At 46.4% G+C, this 21,882-nt stretch carries 15 protein-coding genes and 1 tRNA gene; 5 read left to right on the plus strand and 11 right to left on the minus strand.

Translation table 11 applies throughout. The features are described from left to right. Positions 1-2: 2 nt before the first annotated feature. Complete coding sequence (locus AZI87_RS18285; RefSeq protein WP_063206390.1) at positions 3-347, minus strand: KH domain-containing protein; 345 nt, start codon at positions 345-347, stop codon at positions 3-5. A 264-nt stretch (positions 348-611) separates the two neighbouring features. Between AZI87_RS18285 and AZI87_RS09985 the strand changes: the two genes are divergently transcribed. Beyond that, entirely contained in the window at positions 612-1,679 is a 1,068-nt protein-coding gene (locus AZI87_RS09985) for a lactonase family protein (protein WP_063206391.1), read from the plus strand. 541 nt (positions 1,680-2,220) lie between these two features. Then, positions 2,221-7,572 (plus strand): hypothetical protein, encoded by a 5,352-nt coding sequence (locus AZI87_RS09990; protein WP_172795511.1) that lies wholly within the window; start codon positions 2,221-2,223, stop codon positions 7,570-7,572. Positions 7,573-7,614: 42 nt separating this feature from the next. Here AZI87_RS09990 and AZI87_RS09995 read toward each other — a convergent pair whose 3' ends face one another. From AZI87_RS09995 to gcvT, 4 genes are all read right to left on the minus strand, one after another. Continuing rightward, complete coding sequence (locus tag AZI87_RS09995; RefSeq protein ID WP_063206393.1) at positions 7,615-7,917, minus strand: hypothetical protein; 303 nt, start codon at positions 7,915-7,917, stop codon at positions 7,615-7,617. A 329-nt stretch (positions 7,918-8,246) separates the two neighbouring features. Continuing rightward, positions 8,247-8,329, minus strand: a tRNA-Leu gene (locus AZI87_RS10000). 54 nt (positions 8,330-8,383) lie between these two features. Continuing rightward, positions 8,384-8,773, minus strand: a complete 390-nt coding sequence (gene gcvH, locus AZI87_RS10005) for a glycine cleavage system protein GcvH (protein ID WP_063206394.1) — start codon at positions 8,771-8,773, stop codon at positions 8,384-8,386. A 10-nt stretch (positions 8,774-8,783) separates the two neighbouring features. Continuing rightward, on the minus strand, positions 8,784-9,866 hold the full coding sequence (gene gcvT, locus AZI87_RS10010; protein WP_063206395.1) for a glycine cleavage system aminomethyltransferase GcvT: 1,083 nt from the start codon (positions 9,864-9,866) through the stop codon (positions 8,784-8,786). Positions 9,867-9,941: 75 nt separating this feature from the next. Here gcvT and AZI87_RS10015 point away from each other — a divergent pair, with 75 nt between their 5' ends. The 3 genes from AZI87_RS10015 to AZI87_RS10025 all read left to right on the plus strand — a co-directional run bounded on the left by AZI87_RS10015 (position 9,942) and on the right by AZI87_RS10025 (position 12,083). Beyond that, positions 9,942-10,442: a tRNA (adenine(22)-N(1))-methyltransferase TrmK gene (locus AZI87_RS10015; protein WP_063206655.1), complete on the plus strand. Its 501-nt coding sequence runs from the start codon at positions 9,942-9,944 to the stop codon at positions 10,440-10,442. Between the two features lie 89 nt (positions 10,443-10,531). After that, positions 10,532-11,008 (plus strand): DUF4423 domain-containing protein, encoded by a 477-nt coding sequence (locus tag AZI87_RS10020; protein ID WP_063206396.1) that lies wholly within the window; start codon positions 10,532-10,534, stop codon positions 11,006-11,008. 133 nt (positions 11,009-11,141) lie between these two features. Then, positions 11,142-12,083 (plus strand): M12 family metallopeptidase, encoded by a 942-nt coding sequence (locus AZI87_RS10025; RefSeq protein ID WP_063206397.1) that lies wholly within the window; start codon positions 11,142-11,144, stop codon positions 12,081-12,083. Here AZI87_RS10025 and AZI87_RS10030 read toward each other — a convergent pair. From AZI87_RS10030 to AZI87_RS10055, 6 genes are all read right to left on the minus strand, one after another. After that, positions 12,080-12,343: a YheU family protein gene (locus AZI87_RS10030; protein WP_063206398.1), complete on the minus strand. Its 264-nt coding sequence runs from the start codon at positions 12,341-12,343 to the stop codon at positions 12,080-12,082. The genes AZI87_RS10025 and AZI87_RS10030 overlap by 4 nt on opposite strands. A gap of 7 nt (positions 12,344-12,350) precedes the next feature. Beyond that, positions 12,351-15,542 (minus strand): hemagglutinin, encoded by a 3,192-nt coding sequence (locus AZI87_RS10035; protein ID WP_063206399.1) that lies wholly within the window; start codon positions 15,540-15,542, stop codon positions 12,351-12,353. A 133-nt stretch (positions 15,543-15,675) separates the two neighbouring features. Continuing rightward, the gene (locus AZI87_RS10040) at positions 15,676-16,695 is read right to left on the minus strand and encodes a small ribosomal subunit Rsm22 family protein (RefSeq protein WP_063206400.1); all 1,020 of its coding nucleotides are present in this window, start codon (positions 16,693-16,695) and stop codon (positions 15,676-15,678) included. A 9-nt stretch (positions 16,696-16,704) separates the two neighbouring features. Beyond that, positions 16,705-17,691, minus strand: a complete 987-nt coding sequence (locus tag AZI87_RS10045; protein WP_063206401.1) for a glycosyltransferase family 9 protein — start codon at positions 17,689-17,691, stop codon at positions 16,705-16,707. A gap of 3 nt (positions 17,692-17,694) precedes the next feature. After that, entirely contained in the window at positions 17,695-20,568 is a 2,874-nt protein-coding gene (gene gcvP, locus AZI87_RS10050) for an aminomethyl-transferring glycine dehydrogenase (protein WP_063206402.1), read from the minus strand. 101 nt (positions 20,569-20,669) lie between these two features. Further along, complete coding sequence (locus AZI87_RS10055) at positions 20,670-21,854, minus strand: MFS transporter (protein WP_063206403.1); 1,185 nt, start codon at positions 21,852-21,854, stop codon at positions 20,670-20,672. Positions 21,855-21,882: the final 28 nt, after the last annotated feature.

Genomic DNA, 21,882 nt, shown 5'->3' on the forward strand with positions numbered 1-21,882 from the left:
TTTTATTTACTGTCGAAGGGATAATAAGGCACTTCCACGATGCTTCTAAAACCATTCCTGCCGGAAAGCGATGCTACCAGAGTTCTTAAAGCTCCGATATTTTTCCCTTGAGCTCCGATGATTTTTCCGATGGATTTTTGTGAACAGTTAACTTTGAATATCGTCGTTTTTTCGCCGTGAGTGATTTCAACGGACACATCGTTTTCGCCCGACATAAAGACCAATATTGTCGTCAGAATGTCCCGAATGCGCACGCTGACTTCAGCGCGAGACAAAGTCGCTTCACCAGCGTTTTCCACAACAATATTTACATCCATGGGGTCATACTTCTTTTTAATAACCTGCATTGTAATCCCTTTTTGACAAAGTCGGCTCACAGTATCGAGTGTCAGAAGGCACGGCTCAACTGGACACTTTGGACATTCCTGAAATTCTGTTTTGGCTTTCGGCGAAAAAAAGAAACAGCGGTGTAAATTCGGCAGCAGCCGAAACTGCGGCAGAACGTGCCGCCGATTTTTCGGCAGTTCTTTCCTCATCTCGATGAGTTTCGACTTAAGACCTAGTTTCGGTGGACCCCTGCTTGCATTCTTTGAAGACCATAGGGAGAACACATGAAACACCTACTTTCAAAAACATTGATATTGATATTCACGATTCTTATTTTTGCCGGTTGCAGCGGTGGCGGAAGCGGACAGAAAATTGTCGGACGCGATCAGTTTGTATACGTATTGAGCCGCGGCGATAGCAAGATTTATCAGTATCATCTTTCCAAGGACGGTGAGCTTTCACCATTGTCAGCTCCCACAATCAACACTGGAACTATGCCTTCTTTCATGATCATGGACAGTTCACAGCAGTATTTATATGTCGCAGATGAATACGATAATACTATTTCCCAATTTAAAATTGGTACGGATGGTGTGTTGACGGAGATCGCATCAGCCATCGCAACCGAGGATACTCCTGTTCATCTTGCATTAAGTCCCGACGCGAAATTTCTGTATGCTTCAAGTATGACCGAACCGAACATCACGCGCTTTTCGATCAGCGATGATGGGACTTTGAGTTTGAGCGGTTTCATTCCATACGCAGATTCATCTTTAGGAATTCATGTTTCTCCGTCAGGGGAATATGTATACGTCATCAGTCACTACAACGATTCTATTGCCCAGTTTCGTTGGCAGGCTGATGGAAGTTTTCAACCCTTGAGTCCGGCTTCGGTTCAAGCAGAAAGCTGCCCATCGGGTCCCGTCGGCGTAACTGCCTTGAAGCAAGGATCTTTTTTGTATGCAGCAAGTTGCTGGACGGATTTAGTGGAATCTTTTGCAATAGAGGCTGATGGCACCCTGACTAAGAAAGCCACCGTCTCCACGGGAGTCGCTCCTCAGGGACTGCTGATTTCAGGAAGTCAGATGTTCGTTGCAAATTCAGGAAGCAGCGATATTTCGTTGTATTCCATTCAGCAGGATGGATCCTTGATTCACCAATCACCCACGTCGGTCGCCGCCGGAATAGCTCCCGTCGGTATGACAGTGGATGCTGCGAATACTTTTGCCTATGTTCTTGATTCCGCTACCGATCAGATCATGCGCTACAAACTTTCTATCTATGGGTTGGTCAAGGACGACGCATTTTCAATAGCGACGGGCGGGTATCCTGTACAAATTTTGATGAAGTGACTCGATATTGATCATTCATGGAACGGTAAGGAACACTCTATTGCCAAGTCGAGTTTGTTGCTCGCGGTGACCGAATTTCTTTCGTTCAGATGAAATAGAAATATGAGTGGGAACTCACTCTTTAAAAAAGCTAGATCCTTGGTTTTCCGAGGGAAAATTTTAAGTTTATAATACTCTTACATGAGTGTTTGTTTACGGACCTCGCGAAATCAAACGAATGGCCTTGAGAGGATTTTCTCACATTGTCGCTGTCTCAGGATAAGAACTGAGCGATATTCGCAGAACATAATACCCCTAACGGGACTTTAACACTTCGTGAGGAATTCCCGATAAATAAAGAGTCATGTTCTGGGTTTACACGCAGGAAGTCCTGCTTTCATCTATTCTTGAACGTTGCCGCTGGGTCGGGAATTTGTTTGTCGCAGTCATTGCTGCGACAATTTTGTCGTCTTGTACGCTTGATACTCAATTGATAAGTGGCAAATCTCTCGAATTTTTCTCGGTAACTAGTGAAAGTGAAGGCCGTATAAATGGAAGCAACATGGCGGCAACTCCATTCAAAGGAAGCTGCGTTCCTGGTTCTAAAGTTACGATTACAGAAGCCACGGCAATACTAAATCATGAATTCACATGTGATAACACCGGTTCTTGGTCGCGATCTTTGGACCTTTCGGTGTTACCTGCAAACTATATTGGGGAACTTGTTTTTACGATGATTGCGCCCACGGGGCAGTCCTTTGAACAGAAGTATCCAGTAGAAAAAGATGTCGTGCCTCCAACCGTCACGATAGATGCGCCAGTTGCCGTGACGCCAATGAATGAAGGTTCTTATCCGATCACGGGAAATTGTTCTGAAAATGGAAAAACAGTGACGCTGATCGCGGGAACAATTTCCACAACAACGGTCTGTACTGCGGGAGCCTACTCTGCGAATTTAGATGTATCATCGGTCTTGAGTTCACCTATTTCAATTTCAGCGTCGCTAGTCGATGCGGCGGGTAATGTTGGAAATGCTTCGGCTTCAGCATCTCGCACCGGTGCTCCTCCTGTTATCACGTCTTTTGCGCTAAATAATGGGAATACAGTAACAACCAATAACGTTGTGACTGTCGATATGTCCGTCACTGATGTGACAGAAATGTATCTTACCGAAGTCGCTGGCTGTGCATCGGGTGGAAGTTGGGTTTCATATTCCGCAACTGCGTCTTGGACTTTGCCGGCTCTGAATGCGACGAACACATTGTATGCGAAATTTAGAAATGCTTCGGGCGAAACCCTATGTGTTTCTGACAGCATTGTTCACGATTCTACGTCCCCAACGATTACGATTGATTCTCCGGCAGCAAATAGCTATGTGAATATCGCCAATGTTTCGGCCTTCACCATCAGCGGAAGTTGTTCTGAATTAAATCGTTCCATCACAATTACAGGCCCAAGCGGATACACCGCGACCACGACTTGTTTGGGAACTTCGTATTCTGCGATTTTAGATTTAACGGCGCTTCCTCAGGGGAACTTCATTCTTTCAGCTTCTTTGTCAGATGAAGCGGGAAATTCGGGTTCTGCGAATTCTGCCAACTATATTAAAGATACGGCTGCACCGGCGGCGGGAACAATCACAATCAATAGCGGTCAAGCGGGTACAACGAATCTCAATGTGACGTTAACTGTCTCGAATGTCGCTGGCACATCGGAATATTACATCACGAATGCTGCTGACTGTAGTTCTGGAGGAGTCTGGGAAAGTTATGTGGCATCAAAGGCCTGGGTCTTACCAACAGCCAATGCCACGAACACTGTTCGCATGAAACGCCGGGATACGGCTGGAAATGAGTCGAGCTGTACGTCCGACTCTATCGTTCATACGAGCTCGGTGCCTAGCTTGTCCTTAGCGTCACCGACGGCGGGTTCATATATCGGCTTGATGAACGCGGCCTCGTTCACGGTCTCTGGAGCCTGTTCAGAAGAAGGTATCGCAGTGACATTGACAGCGAATGGAGTCACGCAAACATCACCTCCGCTTTGTACAGGAGGCTCTTGGACAAAAACTTTAAATCTTTCTTCAGGAACTTATGGGCAGGGCAATGTGACTGTCGTCGCCAACCACGCTCGTATGACGGGTGTCGCGGCTCCCTCGGTAACAGTTGTTTTTGTTAAAGACACGGTAGCACCGACGGCAACGATGGCCATCAATAACGGTGATGCCTACACAAATAACTTAGCTGCGACGCTGAACCTTTCAATGGCGGGTGGTGCGACAGAAATGTACATTACCAACAACGCGCTTTGCCTGACTGGAGGCACTTGGGAGCCGTTTGCTGTTACGAAATCTTGGACGCTTCCTACAGCGAACGACAACAACTGGATTTACTATAAAGCTCGCGATGCGGCTGGTAACGAGACGAATTGTTTGTCGGATACGATTATCCACGACACCGTCATTCCTTCTCTCGCAGTTACCATGGCAGTTGGTACGTATATTAATGGTGTCAACCAAACGGCTTTCGAAATTACTGGGACTTGTTCTGAATACGGTCGACCGATCACTCTTTCTTTGGCAGGAGAACCAAGTATCACCGGAACAACAACATGTGCCGGCGGCTTTTGGTCAATGACAGTAAATGCTAGCGGTATTGCAGATAATACTTCGTCGACCTATTCATTCAGTTTCGTTCATACTCGCCCGAGCGGAAATATGATAACGGCCTTTGGCCATTTCTATAAGGATACGGTTCCTCCTGGCAATGCGACACTGACGAATGCTCCTTCCGGAACGAATGCAAATAGTGCCCTGAACGTGACGGTGGGTGGAGCGGGCGTGAATCTATTTAAATATTTCCTGATCCGTCCAGGAGAAACAAATTCGTGTTCGGCACCTACGAGCTACTTGGGAAGCGATAACTTCCTGTCTTCGACGATTTCAGACCGAATCCTGGTGAATGGTGATTACAAACTTTGTGTTTGGGGTCGCGATACAGCGGGTAATTGGTCTCCGGCACATACGGAAGCTTCATGGACTCGGGATGCTTTGACCGCCGTGATTACAGGAGCGCCCACAGGAGTTTCATCAGCAACTTCTGTCAATATCACGGTTTCAGGAACAAGCGTTACGCAGTATAAGAAGGCATTTATCACATCAGGCACTTGTGCGACGGCGACTTACAGTGGGCAAGTTCCAGTGGGAACTGCGATCACTGACAATATCAGTGCGATTCCGAATGGTCCTGTCACTTTATGTGTGATTGGTTCAGATACTTTCGGTACTTGGCAGTCAGAAACGGCGGCGACAGAAGTTACTTGGATTAAAGATGCTATTTCAACAGTGCAGATTACTTCTGCCTCGCAGAATAGAGTGAACGAAGGTGACAGCGGCCAAAATATCACCTTCACCATCAATCCTGTTAAAAACTATGACGTCATCGTTTACTACAAAGTTACTGGAGATGCGTTAAATTCAACTCATCATAATTTGAGTTCGGGTTCCGTGACGATTCCTGCGAATACGGCTTCAGCTACAATCACGGCGAACTTTCCAGACAATGCACTCGTAGAAGGCGAAAAAGTTCTGAACGTGCACATCACTCGTACTTCGACGATTGCGGCAATCCTTGGTATTAACTATCAAGCACAGTACTTCATTGCGGATGATGAAAAGAATTTGAAAGTGACGGCGGTTGCACTGAACCAAAGACACTCTTGCGCGATTTTATCGGATGGATTTATTCGTTGTTGGGGATACAACTCCTCTCAGGCCCTAGGGACGGGAGACGGCAATTTCCGAGACAGAGCCGCCCTTGTCACTGTTGCTGGGAATCCTACATTCGCTAGTATCTCTACAGGACACGAACATACTTGCGCTATAACGACGTCGGGTGTGCTGTATTGCTGGGGAACTAACACGGTCAAACAGCTTGGCGACGGCACTAGTACGAATCGTTCAAGTCCTGTAATAGCAGACTCTCCCAATCTGTATTTGATGATAAGCACAGGCAATCGACATACGTGTGGTATTACTATCAACAACAAACTTCGTTGCTGGGGCTCAAATAGCTACGGCGAAATCGGAAAAGGCACGACGAGCCCTATACCTTCAGACCCTGTCGAAGTTGATGGAGCTACAGACTATAAATATGTATCCGTGGGTGCCGATGGTTCCTGCGCAGTGACTTCCACTCATAAATTGCGTTGCTGGGGAAATAACGGAAATGGCGCATTACCAACGGGTGGCAGCTTCAATACCCCGCAAGATGTCGACTCCACCACGGATTATTCCATGGTGGCGGTCGGATCGTCACACTCGTGCGCAGTGACTATGACGGGCCAATTGAAATGTTGGGGTGGCGCTAATTCATGGGGGCAGATTGGCGACGGTACAAATATAGCAAAATCTAGTCCTACCAACGTGGATTCTTCTGAAACTTTCGTCTCTGTTGCTGTGAATACGGATACAAATGCGACTTCGCGTGGAACAACGTGTGCGCTCACCACAGGAAAAGTCCTATATTGCTTCGGATTTAATGATGCTGGTCAGGTCGCTGATGGAACTTCAGGGAATTCTCGCAGGTCACCGACTCTTAGTGACGGCGGAATGTTGTATGATAAAATTGCTTTGGGCGCGGGGCGTGTCTGCGGAATTCCAACGTCAGGCTATTTACGCTGCTGGGGAAATTTTGGTTTCGATTCCGGTGCCAGTCAGCAGTACAACTCCTTCGGTGCGGGTCACAACATCGGCTTCTTCTCTCGTTGGGGAGAATTTTTCAAAGACTTTAACTTTGATACCGTGTCCTTCGGAGGAGGCGGGCATCATGATACGGTTGCCTGCGGTATCAGCAATAAAAAACTTTATTGTTGGGGTACTACCGAGGTGATGGGTGATGGAACAACAGCCACGGTACGTCGACCGGCGCCAGTTTTAATTGATGCAGATACAAATTACGTTCAGGTGGCTTCTCGTCATAGCTCTGACCATTGTGCCATTACGGAAAGTGGCGATTTGAAATGTTGGGGTCGAAATCATTATGGTGAACTTGGTTCCTCTTCGGTGCCATCAACTGGCTCCGCTCCGCGAGTGAACGTCCCAACACTGGTAGATCCTGGCTACAAATATGTTCATGTCAGTATGGAAAACCATGGAACTTGCGGAGTCACGACAACCGGAGATTTACGTTGCGCCGGTTTTAACGGCTCGGGACAACTAGGTGATGGAACGATTACCGCTGTAGCGGCGTTCAAAACTATCGATGCGCCTACGAAATATAAAACAGTGGAACGCGGCTTTAATCATACTTGCGGCATCACTACGACGGGCATGTTGAAATGCTGGGGTACTAACACCAACGGACACTTAGGAATTGGCAATACAACAAACAATCCTAATCCGACAGAAGTGGATCCGGGAGTCACTTATAAATCAATCTCATTGGGTTCTACCTACACTTGCGGTGTAACGACGGCTGGCAAGCTGAAGTGTTGGGGCGGCAGTGGAGACGTCGGGAACGGAAGTTCTGGAAACGTAGTGAATCCTTATCTGATTGATGGAGCTAATGACTATTTATCCGTCTATTCAGGCGCGGATTTTGCGTGCGGAATCTTAACTAGCAACGCGGTTAAATGCTGGTCTGTGCATATGCCCACCGTCGGTTTGGCACAACCTCCCTTTGGTAATACCGTGCTCAACCAACTTAATGCTACGCTCATTGATTCTGGGATGGGCTATTCTAAAATTCTCACAGCCGGTGATATGTTCTGTGGACTAACTCTTGGAAAACAGTACCGCTGTCATGGTTTCGTCGAAGGCGCTGTGGGCGGTGATGTTGATACATCTGTCTCAGTATCCAACGTAAATTCAAACTTCGTTTATCAGCCTATCTATTTGCACAAAATGTTCTACTAAAAGAAAAGAGCGACCTCTCAGCCGCTCTTTTATCAATGCTACTTAATTACATTTATTAACGTCAGCAGTTCCTGAACACTCTTCTTTGCAGCGGTAAAGAGTTTCATTGCGATTTTGATCGCACTTAATATTTCCAATAGCAACTGCACATGAGGCTGCATCCATTCCCGATCCGGGAGGACAAACATCAGTCGCGATACTTCGGCAATCCGGAGTCGAAGCCATATAGCGAAGAACAAAATCACAGCGTTCACGTGACGTCTTGAAAAAATCAGGCACTTTCACTTGAGCCAACGCAGAACCAGCAACAACCATCAATCCCACAAACAAAACAGAAATTTTCATAGAAGCTCCTTAAGTCACTTCTTAAAAAGTAACGAATCAAAGGGAACAAAACAAATCATCTTTAGTCGATTAAAAATAAGAAAATCGATTGGACCCCAAAAACCAGGAGCACAAAAAAAACAAGCGACCCCGAAGGGGAGCGAAAAGAATCCCTCTTAGATCGGAGGATGGCCCCGCGAGGTTGTGCCCGCGGTAAAACGATCCCGTGGATCGTTTTATTGCGGAGCATGGAGGAAGGTGAGCCGCGAAGGCGGTTCACCGCCCGAGAGGCCCGAAGCGGTGGCCCCGAAAATAAAAAAACCAACCCTCTGGGTTGGTTTTCTTATTTTTGGTGCCCCGCGAGGGACTTGAACCCCCACGCTTGCGCACTAGATCCTAAGTCTAGCGTGTCTGCCAATTTCACCAGCGGGGCAACACCGTAATTTGAAACAAAGAGATAGCGCATTTCCGCGCTATCTTGCAAGAACTATTTCTCGCTGATCAATTTTTTGTAGTCAGGAGCTCTCATAAGGTTTGCTAGTTCTTTTTCAGTATCCATTTCGATACGAACCAACCAGCCTTCGTTCACTGGATCGTCATTCAAAACTGACGGATCATCAGATAAAGCCGTGTTAACTTCGATTACAGTGCCTGAAACAGGGGCATAAAGGTCGCTGACAGCCTTAACGGACTCGATAACGCCGAAAGTTTGACCTTGAGTGATTTTTTGACCTTCTTCTGGAAGCTCAACGTAAACCACTTCACCCAATTGGTCTTGAGCGAATTCAGTGATACCGACAGTCACGATGTTCTCGTCAACTTGAGCCCACTCGTGTTCTTTTGTGTAATAGTAGTCTTCAGGGATGTGAAATGCCATTTTCGGCTCCTTATTTCTGAACAAAAGGTGTCTTACAAACCACCGCTTTAGTTTTACGGCCGCGAATATCTAGAAGAAACTCAGTTCCTTCTTTTGCAAAAGCTACGTCGATGTAGGCGATACCGATAGGTTCATCCAAAGTCGGAGAATGTGTACCACTAGTTACCTTGCCGATTTCTTTGTTGTCAAAAGAAAATAGGCTGTAACCCTGACGAGGGATGCCCTTCTCAAGCATCTTAAATCCCACAAGATTTCTTTGTAGGCCGGCCTCTTTTTTACCCACGATAATCGCTTTGCCGATAAAGTCTTTTTTAGCTGGCTTAATAACCCAGCCTAAACCCGCCTCGTATGGATTCGTCGTGTCATCAATCTCATGACCATACAAAGAGTACTTCATTTCAGTACGAAGAGTGTCACGAGCACCCAAACCAATAGGTTGAGCTCCCAAGTCTTTACCTTCATTCAAAAGATGATTCCAAAGGGCGCCTGTGCCTGCCGCTTCAACAAAAACCTCGCAGCCTTTTTCACCCGTGTAGCCCGTTGTTGCGACCATGATTTTGAAATTTTGGAATTGGCCGGATTTCAAAGTGAAAGGCTTCATTTCACTGACTTTAAATCCGAAAACGCGATCGCAAAGCTCCAAAGCTTTTGGACCTTGAATCGCGATCTGACCCCACATATCGCTTTCATCAGTGATGTCAGCGCCTTTATTATTCTTCGTCATCCAAGCGAAGTCTTTGTCTTTGTTGGAGGCATTTACACAGACCAAGTAATCTTCGTTTTTCTTCAAGCAATAAACGATAATGTCATCAACCAAGCCGCCTTGATCATTCGGAAGAAGAGAATATTGCGCTTCTCCGTCATTCAATTTTGCGACATCATTCGTTGTCAGCCACTCGAGAGTTTCTAAAGCTTTCGGTCCCTTCACGCGAACTTCGCCCATGTGAGACACATCGAAAAGACCTACGTTCTTACGAACATTGTCGTGCTCTTCACGAAGGCCAGAATATTGAACAGGCATATACCAGCCTGCGAAGTCGACCATACGGCCGCCCGAATTTACGTGGATATCTGCTAATGGAGTCTTTTTCATAGCCCGGGAGTTTCCTTTTCCCTTGGCAGACAGTCAATGATATCTAGAGCGTCGATGTACAAATTGCCTCTCCGCATGCAGCTTATTTTTGATCAGCTTCTTCCTGGACAACCTGTCTGGGACTTTTGCTGCGATCACGGCATTTTGGGAATCAGCGCCTATCGCAGCGGATTGTTTCCGGAAGTCTATTTCGTTGATCAAGTCGCACATATCATGGATCAATTGCGCGCTCGCTTCAGTGAAAAGCATTTTGACGAGCTGTCTACGAGCCGGGCTGAGTTCTTTACTTCCGCAGGTGAGGACTTAGACACGGTGCTTAAAGGCAATGTGGTCATAGCTGGCGTCGGCACGCACACTATTTTTAAAATCTTGAACTCACTTCATCAGAAAGATCTTTTGCAAGCGCAGCGAGTGATTCTGTGTCCGCAAAATTACGAAGATAAATTGATTGGTTTTCTCTCCGAAATCCCGAATTTTCAGTACGAATTCTGTAATGAACATTACGAATTTGTCGAACGCGGACGCGCCCGTAAACTGTTGATTTTACATAAAAAATCCGTAATGGAGTCCGTGTAATTGACGCAGCCGGAATGGCTTTATTAAATGTCTGTAAGGCTGTGAACAACTTATTGATTATTAGGAGTCCTGCACATAATTGTGTCCTCATGCAGGACGTAAATAAAAACTCGGATTTCCGACAATTCTTAGAAGATGAACTGGCTCGCCGTAGCCAAAACTATCCTCGTTACTCTCTCCGCGCGTTCGCGCGCCATTTGGAAGTGGACTCGTCATTCTTGTCCAAAATTCTAAATGGAAAAAGAACAGTAACTATCAGAACAATTCGCATGTTCGGGGAGCGTTTAAACCTTACTCCAGACGAGCTTCAACGTTTTGGTGAAGTTTCTCGTGAAAAGAAGATGAAGCGCAAGCTTGAGCGTCTTCTGGAGAAAATGCCTACTGAAGAGCGTGAGCAATCAACAATCTCTATCACTGTTGATGAAAACCGCTTGCCAGAAGCAAAAGAGAAAATCAAAAACTTCCGCAAAGAACTTGCTCAGTTTCTTGATGCGGGCGTAGCGCAAGGAAAGACATATCAAATTTCCGTATCGCTATTTCCTGTTTCAGGATTCAGCAACGACTAATTGCTTTCATCTTCAACCCTTAACAATTTAAAACACGACTTTAAAAAACACCGGCTCACGACACCGGTGTTTTTTTATTTTGACCTCTATACAAAAATTCTCAAGGCTTAGATATACTTTAAGGTGGTCGGCATTGAGCAATCGCTTCTTAATCTCTCTTCTAATTTTTATTCTTGTTCTAGGCGCCTATTTATTTTCAAGGCGCGACGATGCCATTCGCGAACAAAATGCACCGCCTTCGGAACAGCAAGTTTTGAACAAAGAAGAAAATCTTCAGTCTTTAGTGAATGACTCGTCGGCTCCTGCAGTTTCGACACAAAATCCGAATGAAAATATTCCTGGAAGTGAAAGACAAGTCGAAGCTTTGCCAGTAACTCCGTCGCAAAAAACTCCGGCCGAACTGGGTGCAGTTCGCTATCGTCTTGAAGAGGGTATGGCTGTCGCGGACGGTGATATCATTTTAGGTCAGGTAGAGGCGGGGGCCCCAACGACGGGATTGACAAAGCCACTAGAGTTGCAACTTTGGGATTCGGCGGAAATTCCTATTTACATTCAGCCTGATTTAGAAAATCCACAGCGTGTGCGCGAAGCTTTACTGTTTTTTGCAAACACACCCATTCGATTTGTGGACTACACAGATCAAGAAGATGTTTTGGTTTTCCAAACGGGGACGAAAGATTGCAAAAGCTATTTGGGAAAAATCGGTGGAAAACAACCCGTATGGTTAGCTCCGAATTGCGCTCCCGCAGAAATAGCCCACGAGATTATGCATGCTCTGGGATTCATTCATGAACAGAACCGCACAGACCGCGAGTCTTTTGTGCAAGTTCTTAAAGAAAATGTCGAAGATGGGTATCTGATAAACTTTGAAATTTTTCCTTCAAGCCTTATGAAGGTGTCAGGCCTAGCGGCGTTTGATTACAACTCGTTGATGCTTTATCCGAGCGACACTTTTGCAAAGCCAGGGACGTCGCAGACGCTAGTATCGAAAGATCCGGGACGCCAGATTGCGCCTTTAAGAAATCTTTCTCAGTCAGATATTCAAAGACTTTATCAGGCTTACGGAAATCGTTAGGACTTTTGCAGTTTTTGCCAATCGCGAGTGTTCATCAGCCCTACAGATTCGGTGTTGGGATCAAAAACAATTTTCACGTCGCCTTTGTCGATCTGTTTTCTAATTTGATTGAATTTGGTTTCGAACGCGACTTCTTCACGGCCGTAATCAGTGCCTTCACGCTGAATGAAGTTTTCAATAATTCCGCGCAAAGCCTCATCGCTGATAGCTTCTTTAGGAACTTCGAGAGGCGGACGTGATTCGTTTTCTTCGTAGGACATGCAAACACTATTGCACATCAAAGATCGGATTTGGAACCATTAATTTTGGATAAGGCACGACGTTGTTAAGACGAGTGTCATATCTAAACACCAGATTTCCCACCGCAAATAAAGCATAAGGAGAGATTACCGAACCGCGGAATTCTCCATAGTAACGGCTGTGCACATTGTGGGCGTTCACACGCAGATGATCAAAGACAGTAGATACACGGAAAGAATTGATTGTCGAGGCTCCCAATTTTGAAGGTTGTTCCCCCCAATAACCGGCCCACGTCCAACTGTAATTTGAATAATTAGTCATTTGGTAGGCGCCATTCACGCGGCACATACTTTCATAAGCGCGAACCATGTCCACTAACGTATTGGTTGCAGGACGATAAACGTTTCTAACATTAGGAACATAATCGTAGTTTGAAACCGTGCCGGTCCAATTGTTGAAAATTTCCTTGGCCATCGCACACTTCCATGGATCTACGGAAGCGTCGCAAGCTGTGTAATTTCCGTTCGATACATAGTGAGTGTCTAGATAGATGGCATGTTCGGGACGAAGAGGGCACGTCATATATTCCCAAGCGCCCGCATCTTCATTGCTTTTCACTGAAGCCACGGTGCCACCGGCATCGCGCAGGCCTGAAGGGTTCACGTCGTTCACAATTTTTCGGGCGTCGTTTGCGGCGTTATTGGAATTCCTAATATGGGCGAGGTCGTAAAGTCCAATCCCCATGTGTAAGTTGCGAGAAGAAGTAATTTGTAAAGTCGGAGAAGCCGCTCCGCCGACATAATTGATTGCGGTGCCACGATTTGTTTCGATAAAGACATTGCCTGCGACATAGATTGAACAGCCCACATCGTCAGTTTGAATGTCCGGATTTTTTAAGTACAAGGTTCCACTGATGATAATACTGCCGTAGCAAACAATTGTTCCATTGTTTCTAACGAATTCGCCATAGCCATAGTCGTGTATTTCTAAACCACTTAATCCCGGTTTCGAGTTAGGACCTTTATAGACAAATTCCGTGTCACTTGCAGACAGGGAAGCATCCAACGCTAATATCTCTGCGTCGGATGGAGCGCGGATTTTCACGGCACTTTTCAAGGTGATGCCGCCATTTACCGGAGGCATGGCCGCCATCACCGTCGGAGCAGCGGCTACCTTTACAAAACCATCTGTGTCCGTTAGCAACGTGCCTTGCGCATCGGCCTCGGGCTCATAGTAGTTCCAAGGATTTAAGAGGAAGCTGCGAAGATTCACGGCAGGCCCGTTCGGATTTCCTGAAGTTTGTTTGATGAAGTTTTTATCTGTGACAGTGATGTCAGGCATGTACAGTGAGCCTGTCACCGTGAAGCCGATAACATTGTTGTCTGCGTGATACATGTGGGAAGAGTTGATTCTTGCAAATCCCAAAATGTTATTCGCATTACTGTAATTGGCTTGGGAAATTCCAAAATCCATCACGATATCCGCCTGAATATTCGCATGACACAAAATACAAGAAAGAGGTCTTGAGACCGCGAGTGCCGGATACATGCTCATCACGTAGTTATCAACATGCACTCCGAAAGATTTTGATACTGTCGTGATACCATCACCAACAGTTAAAGTGATTAACGTCGTATCGGTCGAAGAAGCGTGAGCCGATCCCATTTGTAATGACAGAGTTCCGCTCGTACCGCTCACCGAACAGCTTGCTACGGAAACGTAATATCCATCGGCAGTGGTTGCAGAACATGTCAGAGATTGCGGATCAGGAAAACCCGCCCCGCCCGGGTTGGCCGTGAAATTTAGATCAAAAATCGCGTTGGCAAAACATTTGTTCCCGCATTTTTCAGCGACAGTGCCATTTGTGCCCGGCCAAGCTGTGATTTGGGGAAGTTCGTCGACAAAGTTCACGGTGACAGCGACATCGGCCTCAATAACGTGTCCCGTTGGAAGAACCTGATCGGTGAATTGCACTTTGATGTTGCAAGGACCACCATTGTGATCGGTGGATCCATTTTTATTAAAATAGTGAGCCGTAGGCGCATACGTTAACGCTCCGGTGGCGGAATCAATGGAAACACTGCCATAGTCAGCGCATTTTGGTGCTGCGGCTGTCCCTAAGGAATAAACACCTGCGCCTTCTTCGTCAGAACTCACGCTTGAATCATCAAACAATTCCGTCGCAGAACTATTTCTATCCAACGCAACCGTGGCCGGGACAGTCAGGCTTGGCGTCGTCGTATCCAATGTGAAGCTGACGGTGTTGCTTTGATTTATATTTCCCGCTTCATCGCGAACCCACATCGTCAAAGTGTGAGCTCCCTCGGCACCAGTGACTGGAACATAATTATTCCCAGCCGTGCAATTTATCCAAAGTGCATCGGAAAAATCGGGAACGCTCGCACCATCTTGAGTGAAAGCCACTTGAAAATAGACGTCGGGAACTTGGTTCGTATCATCGCAAGAAGCGACGTCTACGATGGCGGGGCTGTCTTGGATCGCGTAGGGTAAACTGATCGTTGGCGTTGAGGGTTCCGTTTCATCAAAGACGTAAGGTAAAGGATAGGGATAGCAGTAAGTGTTACCGGCAGCATCTTCTGCAAGAACACTCCAAGAATAAGGCCCTTCGACGGTGAGTGCGTTTCCTAATGGAAAATGAAAGGCACCGGTGACGCTGTCGGCTTGGGTGTCGGCAAGCTTATCGCCAGAGCACGTGATAGAATTATAAAGAGTCACGATCGCTTTAGGCTCTGTTTGACCGTCAATAATAGGGCGAGGATTGGGACTGACATTGGCGGGAAGAATATTGACGGTTCCAGTTACGGGGATGGAGTTGTCATAATAAACTTCAAAGTCGTCGGAGCTGAAAGACTTTTTACCTCTTTCGTCCAGAGCGGCACCTTCAGGAAGATTTAAAACTACACGTCCTTCAGCGGTCGGGGTCATTTCAACTAAATACGAAAACATGTCTAGCTGAGTGATGCTAACAATGGTGGCATTTTCAGTTTTAAATTCAGTATCGACGATCTTTGTCGGCGGACGGTTGAATTGCACCTTCACCTTTATCGACGAGTTATTAGTATAGTAAGAAGGGCTTGTAGATTTTAAAGTAGGTACTAAATCAGGATGATTGATATCGGCCTTGATGCACCCTGAAAGGATCGCACAAAGTGATAGGCATAGAGTTATGAATGTTACCTCAACGTTCCGAATATTCATAAGTTTCCTGATATGAATACTTATCGGTCTTTTGAGAGCAGTTTTTAATTAAAATCCGGTGAAGAAAGGGCTAGGTGTTTCACTCTGATATATGTTCCGCGAAGGCCCACTTCAGAGTGAAAATAGGCATCTTTCAGTCGAGAACTTCAACTTCTTTTGAAACGCGCAGTTCGTTTGAGACCTTCTGCGCCTCTGTGGGATTTTTAATAAGGACCCCGCGAGGGATTTCTTGCTGAATTTTAAGCTTGTGCATCCACGCTAGAAACTCACGCTCAGGACCTCGGCAAATCATCTGACGATCTTTGCCTTTTTCTTCTAAACGGTCGCCAACAACGCGAGCGGCCGCCAACACTTCGGGGCGTGTTTTTCTGATTAATAAATAGCTCATGGTCAACGTGCGGTTTTTCATTGGAAGCTGTTCTTCCATTTTTAAAAACCACTCAGGAGCTTGAAAATGAACGCGGTCGTGACACCAGTCATGTTTTGATTGAGTCAAGAGCGGACAAGGTCCTTCATGCGTGCAAGGCGCCCAGACATGATAGCCGTTTTCTAAAAGCTTCTGACGAAGTTGTAATAGCTTTCGACCATCTTGTTGCGTTGAAGGTTCTACCAACATCAAGGCTTCGCACTGATAAGCCCAATCCGGAATATCTGAAAGCTCAGTCAAAGAATAAGAAAAGACCGCCAAAGTTTTTTTAGGATCTTTTAATCGGGGAGCACTGAAGGTGCGCTGCCATTCTTCGGCTTTGAATTGAGGGAAGTAAGTCTCGATAAGTTTCTGAGGTTCACTCGCGCGCTCAACAAGTTGAAATTGCAGAGCATGTTTTTGTGAAATACTTAAAGAGGCCGTCGCAAGTCCCGCGCCGAAATCAACAACACGCTCTAGACCGGCAAAGAAATTTCTTCTATCCGCCTCTTCGATAATACCGGCAAGACGAGTCGAGTTCAGAGGCAAGTAATAACAAAGATAAGCCACTTGCGCCCAGGATTCATGCCAAGGAGTGACATCATCAGGTTTATGAATGAAATAGTCGGATAAAGCCAGAACGCATTTTGCGAGGGCTTTAGAGTCCTGCAAAGACAATTTATAGCTCGCTAAAGCTTTGGAAATAGATTCTTCAAATGAAGCGGGAAATGTAAACTGTCTTTGCATGCAGATATTTTAAAGCGAAGACAAAGCTTTTAGCAAATCTTCGACAGAAATCTCGTCCATGCAGCGAGGATTGACGTTATCCTGATCCTGACTGTGAGGCATAAAGATGCGAACATGAGGGCCTCTAGCAGCCCAACGGCGAGGATGTTGAACGCGAACTGGACTGTAAATACCTAAAACGTTGGCCCCTAAAGAGGCTGCCATGTGCGCAACGCCCGTACTGGGAACTACAACGGCTTTTGAATTTTTTAAAACTGTAAAAAGCTCTGTCGCTTTCAGTTGATTCTGTAAGGATAAAACTTGTGTGTCGCCGGCGAAGCGTTCTTTAATTTCTTTCAGCCAAGGCTCATCGGCCGCGGTACCCGTCAGAACGATTTGATAGTTCTTCTTTGCTTCGACAATGAACTCGATGTACTTCGCAATCGGCCAATTTAAAGCCGAACCTGCCATGCCCGGATGAACGACAACGTATTTCCCAGAGATCAATCCATGTTTGGCTAACAGCTCTGGATTCATGGGTGCCACAAGCTTTAATTCGGGAGTTTTCTCTTGCGTGATTTCTTCATTCACGCGAAAGGCGTGCAGAAGCAGGTCCAAGTTGTAATCTGATTCGTGCTGCACAGCTTGGCTGCGGCGTTGGCGCAGACCACGATTTAAAAATAAGAAACTATGCCACTGCGATTTAACACCGGCACGCACCGGAACATTTTCAGCCCAAAGCGCATAGCTGACCCACCACGGGGCCTGAAAGCTGACGGCGACGTCGGGCTTAAAATCTTTTAGAAATGAACGTAAGGACTGGAGGGACGTCTTCCAATCATCTTTGGAAAGCTCAAGGTACTTTCTTTTGGGATCTGCATTGTCAGGTACAAAACCTAGGCCTTTTGAAATCACCCATTGAACATCGCGGTCTTTTAAAAAAGAAACCTGATCAACACACATGGTGCAGATCAGGTCGCCAATTTTATCAAGTCGGATAAGAAGAACCTTTTTCACTTCTTAAGTGTATTCTTCCACAGAAGGGCAAGAGCAAATTAAGTTTCTGTCACCGTACGCATTATCCACGCGTCCAACAACAGGCCAGAACTTGTTCGTGCGCAACCACTCAACAGGGTATACGGCTTCTTCGCGAGTATAAGGATGATTCCATTCAGGCTTCATCAACATCTGCGCTGTGTGCGGAGCATTTTTAAGAGCATTGTTTTCTTTGTCCATCTTGCCTGTTTCAATCGCCGTGATCTCCTTGCGGATAGTCACCATGGATTCAATGAAACGATCTAATTCTTTTTTAGATTCAGATTCTGTCGGCTCGATCATCAAAGTTCCCGCAACCGGGAAGCTCATTGTCGGAGCATGGAAACCAAAGTCCATCAAACGTTTTGCAACGTCTGTCACGTCAACGCCCGAAGTTTTCTTAATCTCGCGCACGTCCACGATACATTCGTGAGCCACAAGACCGTTTTTACCTTTGTAAAGAACAGGGAAGTGAGCTTCCAATTTCTTCGCGATGTAGTTTGCACTCAAGATACTTACTAAAGTGGCTTTGCGAAGACCTTCGGCTCCCATCATTGTGATGTAAGCCCAAGAAATCGGAAGAATGCTGGCGCTGCCCCAAGGAGCGGACGTCGTTGCACTGATGCCAGTTTTAGGACCCGCTTCAGGAACCAAAGAGTGTGTCGGCAAGAAATCTTTCAAGTGAGCCGCAACACCGATAGGACCTACACCCGGACCGCCACCACCGTGAGGGATCGAGAATGTTTTATGCAAGTTCATGTGAGAAACGTCAGGACCAAACACACCGGGACGGCACATGCCCACAAGAGCATTCATGTTGGCACCATCCATGTAAACCTGTCCGCCGTTGTCGTGAACGATTTTGCAAATCTCAACAATACCTTCTTCAAACACTCCGTGAGTCGAAGGGTATGTGATCATAAGAGCGGCCAAGTTGTCGCGGTGTTGTTCCGCTTTCGCTTTTAGATCGCTGACATCAACGTTCCCTTGATCGTCACACGCCACCACCACGACTTGCATATTCACAAGAGCCGCAGACGCTGGATTTGTTCCGTGCGCAGAAGAAGGAATCAAGCAGATGTTACGGTGACCTTGACCACGAGACTGGTGGTACTTGCGAATCACCAAAAGACCTGCGTATTCACCTTGAGAACCCGCGTTCGGTTGCAAGCTCACGGCTGCAAAACCGGTGATGTCGCAAAGTTTTTTCTCGAGGTCATGAATCATCTCGATCAAGCCCGCTGCTTGCGCTGTGGGCGCAAACGGGTGAAGTTTGCTGATTTCAGGCCATGAAACCGGCACAAGCTCTGTCGTCGCATTCAACTTCATCGTGCAAGATCCCAATGGAATCATCGAGTGAGTCAATGTGATGTCTTTGTTTTGCAAGTGATGGATGTAACGAAGCATCTCTGTTTCACTGTGATGAGAGTGGAACACAGGATGGGTCATGTAAGTTGAAGTGCGCGTAAGTTTCGCTGGCACTTCCACATCTTTCATCGCTTCATCGATAGATAGAGCCGAGAAAGGAGCGGTATTGCCACCATTGAAAGCGGCCCAGATCATCTCAACATCTTCTAAAGAAGTTGTTTCGTTCAAAGAAATACCAAGCTTGCCGTTACCGAAGTTACGGAAGTTCATCTGCATTTTTTCAGCTTGAGCAATAATCGCAGCTGCTTTGTCTGTCGTCACCGTCACGGTGTCGAAGAACGCATTTTTAGAAACGTTCAAACCCAATTTGTTCAAACCTTCAGCCAAGATGCCAGTCAGGCGCTGAACACGAAGAGCGATTTTTTTAAGACCTTCTGGTCCGTGGTAAACCGCATACATGGAAGCCATGTTCGCAAGCAACACTTGCGCTGTACAAATATTCGAAGTCGCTTTTTCACGACGGATGTGCTGTTCACGAGTTTGCAAAGCCAAACGCAAAGCCATTTTACCTTGAGAGTCTACGCTGACACCCACAAGACGACCTGGCATCAAACGCTTGTAAGCATCTTTTGTCGCCAAGAACCCTGCGTGAGGTCCACCGAATCCAAGTGGTACACCAAAGCGTTGTGAGTTACCTACAACCATGTCAGCGCCCCACTCACCCGGAGGAGTTAACAAAGTCATCGCCAATAAATCAACCGATGCTGTGACGAGAGCGCCATGGTCTTTGTACTTTTTAGCAAGATCTGTGTAGTCTTCAACCACACCGCTTGTATTTGGATACTGGAAGAACACGCCGAAAACAGGTTTTGCGAAATCATATTTCGCTGGATCCATCACGATCATCTCAAAGCCCAGAGGCTCTGCGCGTGTGCCCATAACTTCGATCACATGAGGGTGCATCTCAGGTGATACGATGAAAGCATTTGCTTTGTTTTTGCAAAGAGAGTGCGCCATGAACATCGCTTCGGCCGCGGCTGTTCCTTCATCAAGCAAAGAGGCGTTTGAAATTTCCATGCCGGAAAGATCGCTGATCATAGTTTGGAAATTCAAAAGAGCTTCCAAGCGACCTTGAGAGATTTCTGGTTGATAAGGAGTGTACGCCGTATACCACACTGGGTTTTCAAAGATGTTTCTTTGAATCACTGTCGGTGTGATTGTGTCGTGATAGCCCATGCCGATGTAATTTTTGAAAACTTTGTTTTTTGAAACCATTTGTTTCAAATGATTCAAAAGACCGTATTCAGAAATTCCCGGACCCACATCAGCGTAATTGTGCTGAGTGCGAATCTGTTGAGGAATAACTTTGTCAGCCATTTGATCCAAAGAATTAAAACCTAAAGTTTTAAGCATCTCGTGGATGTCTGAATCAGTGGGACCAATGTGACGGGGAATAAATTCGTTCTTAGAAGAAAGATCGGCAATTTTCATGTGCACCTCTATAACGCCGTCGAGACTAGCACAGCCCCCCTTAGGAATGAACGATTTGTAAGGGGAGCACTGGGGCTAATGCAAGGCGAAATGGGTGTATTTTACGCTAGTTTTGCCGAAGCCGCTCGTCTTTTCTGACCTCTCTGGAAAAGCAGGGTCGCACCTAAGCAAAAACCCAGACCGCCCAAGGAAACGGCAGGCCATCGGCCTAAGCTCCACAGCAGAGAACCAATATACGAGCCTAGAGCTCCGCCGACGAAATAGCTAAAGATGTAAATGGAGCTTAAACGTGAGCGAGCTTCAGCCGAGACTTCGAACATGCGAGTTTGGTTTGAAATATGGGCGACTTGAATACCCAAATCCAGAATAAGAACGCCTAGGATAACACCGACAACGGCCGTGGATGAAACAGCTAAAATCGCAAATGCCGCCATCGCGCAGTAAAGACCCAGGCGGATGGTTGCCGCGGGGCCTTTTTTATCGGCATAGCGTCCTGCTAAAGGCGCAGCAAAGGCGCCGATCATTCCCAAAGCACCAAAAAGACCGATGGTTTGCGGCGTGTATCTGAAAGGCTCGCCTTCAAGCAAGAATGTCAAAGTGGTCCAAAAAGCTGAAAACGATCCAAAAAGAATCGCACCCATCAAGGCCGCTTCGCGAACTGTCGCATGCGTTTTTACTAAATCCCAAGTGGAAGAAAGCAGTGCTTTGTAAGTGCCGTGGAAGTGAGACTCTGCCGCAGGTAAAGCCCATTGAGTGATGATGGCTAAGATCAGGTTCACCGAGCCTGCGAAAATGAAAACCATCTTCCAACCAAAGTTTTCTGCAACAAAGCCCGCTAAAGTTCGCGCCATCAGCGAGCCAATTAAAATTCCTGATAGCACAATGCCGACGATACGTCCGCGCTCTTCAGGTTTTGCTAGATTTGCTGAAAACGAGATTAACACTGTCGCCGAGACATTGAAAAATCCCATGATGAAACTAAGAATACCCAAAGTTAAAATATTGGGGCTGACGGCTAAAGAGATCGCAAAAAGTCCCGCCACCATCATACTTGCTTGCATCAGACGACGACGTTCGACCATGTCGCCTAAAGGAACAAGAAACAAAATTCCCAAAGCGTACCCGATCAGGGTGAAGGCTGGAACCATTGAGACAGATTTCTCACTGACCGCGAATTCACGCGCTAACATTCCTAGTAAAGGTTGATTGTAGTAGAGGTTGCTGACGACAAGAGCGCAAGCAACGAACATGAATGATACTTGAAATCGAGAAAGACCTTGGCCCATCTCTTGGTGTTAATCCATATTCAGAAGA

The organism is Bdellovibrio bacteriovorus (assembly GCF_001592745.1).
GTDB lineage: Bacteria > Bdellovibrionota > Bdellovibrionia > Bdellovibrionales > Bdellovibrionaceae > Bdellovibrio > Bdellovibrio bacteriovorus_B.

Excerpts from the sequence above, each read along its gene's own strand:
- AZI87_RS18285 (WP_063206390.1), bottom strand. The coding sequence starts at position 347 with ATGCAGGTTATTAAAAAGAAGTATGACCCCATGGATGTAAATATTGTT.
- AZI87_RS09985 (WP_063206391.1), top strand. The coding sequence starts at position 612 with ATGAAACACCTACTTTCAAAAACATTGATATTGATATTCACGATTCTT.
- AZI87_RS09990 (WP_172795511.1), top strand. The coding sequence starts at position 2,221 with ATGGCGGCAACTCCATTCAAAGGAAGCTGCGTTCCTGGTTCTAAAGTT.
- AZI87_RS09995 (WP_063206393.1), bottom strand. The coding sequence starts at position 7,917 with ATGAAAATTTCTGTTTTGTTTGTGGGATTGATGGTTGTTGCTGGTTCT.
- gcvH (WP_063206394.1), bottom strand. The coding sequence starts at position 8,773 with ATGGCATTTCACATCCCTGAAGACTACTATTACACAAAAGAACACGAG.
- gcvT (WP_063206395.1), bottom strand. The coding sequence starts at position 9,866 with ATGAAAAAGACTCCATTAGCAGATATCCACGTAAATTCGGGCGGCCGT.
- AZI87_RS10015 (WP_063206655.1), top strand. The coding sequence starts at position 9,942 with ATGCAGCTTATTTTTGATCAGCTTCTTCCTGGACAACCTGTCTGGGAC.
- AZI87_RS10020 (WP_063206396.1), top strand. The coding sequence starts at position 10,532 with ATGCAGGACGTAAATAAAAACTCGGATTTCCGACAATTCTTAGAAGAT.
- AZI87_RS10030 (WP_063206398.1), bottom strand. The coding sequence starts at position 12,343 with ATGTCCTACGAAGAAAACGAATCACGTCCGCCTCTCGAAGTTCCTAAA.
- AZI87_RS10035 (WP_063206399.1), bottom strand. The coding sequence starts at position 15,542 with ATGAATATTCGGAACGTTGAGGTAACATTCATAACTCTATGCCTATCA.
- AZI87_RS10040 (WP_063206400.1), bottom strand. The coding sequence starts at position 16,695 with ATGCAAAGACAGTTTACATTTCCCGCTTCATTTGAAGAATCTATTTCC.
- gcvP (WP_063206402.1), bottom strand. The coding sequence starts at position 20,568 with ATGAAAATTGCCGATCTTTCTTCTAAGAACGAATTTATTCCCCGTCAC.
- AZI87_RS10055 (WP_063206403.1), bottom strand. The coding sequence starts at position 21,854 with ATGGGCCAAGGTCTTTCTCGATTTCAAGTATCATTCATGTTCGTTGCT.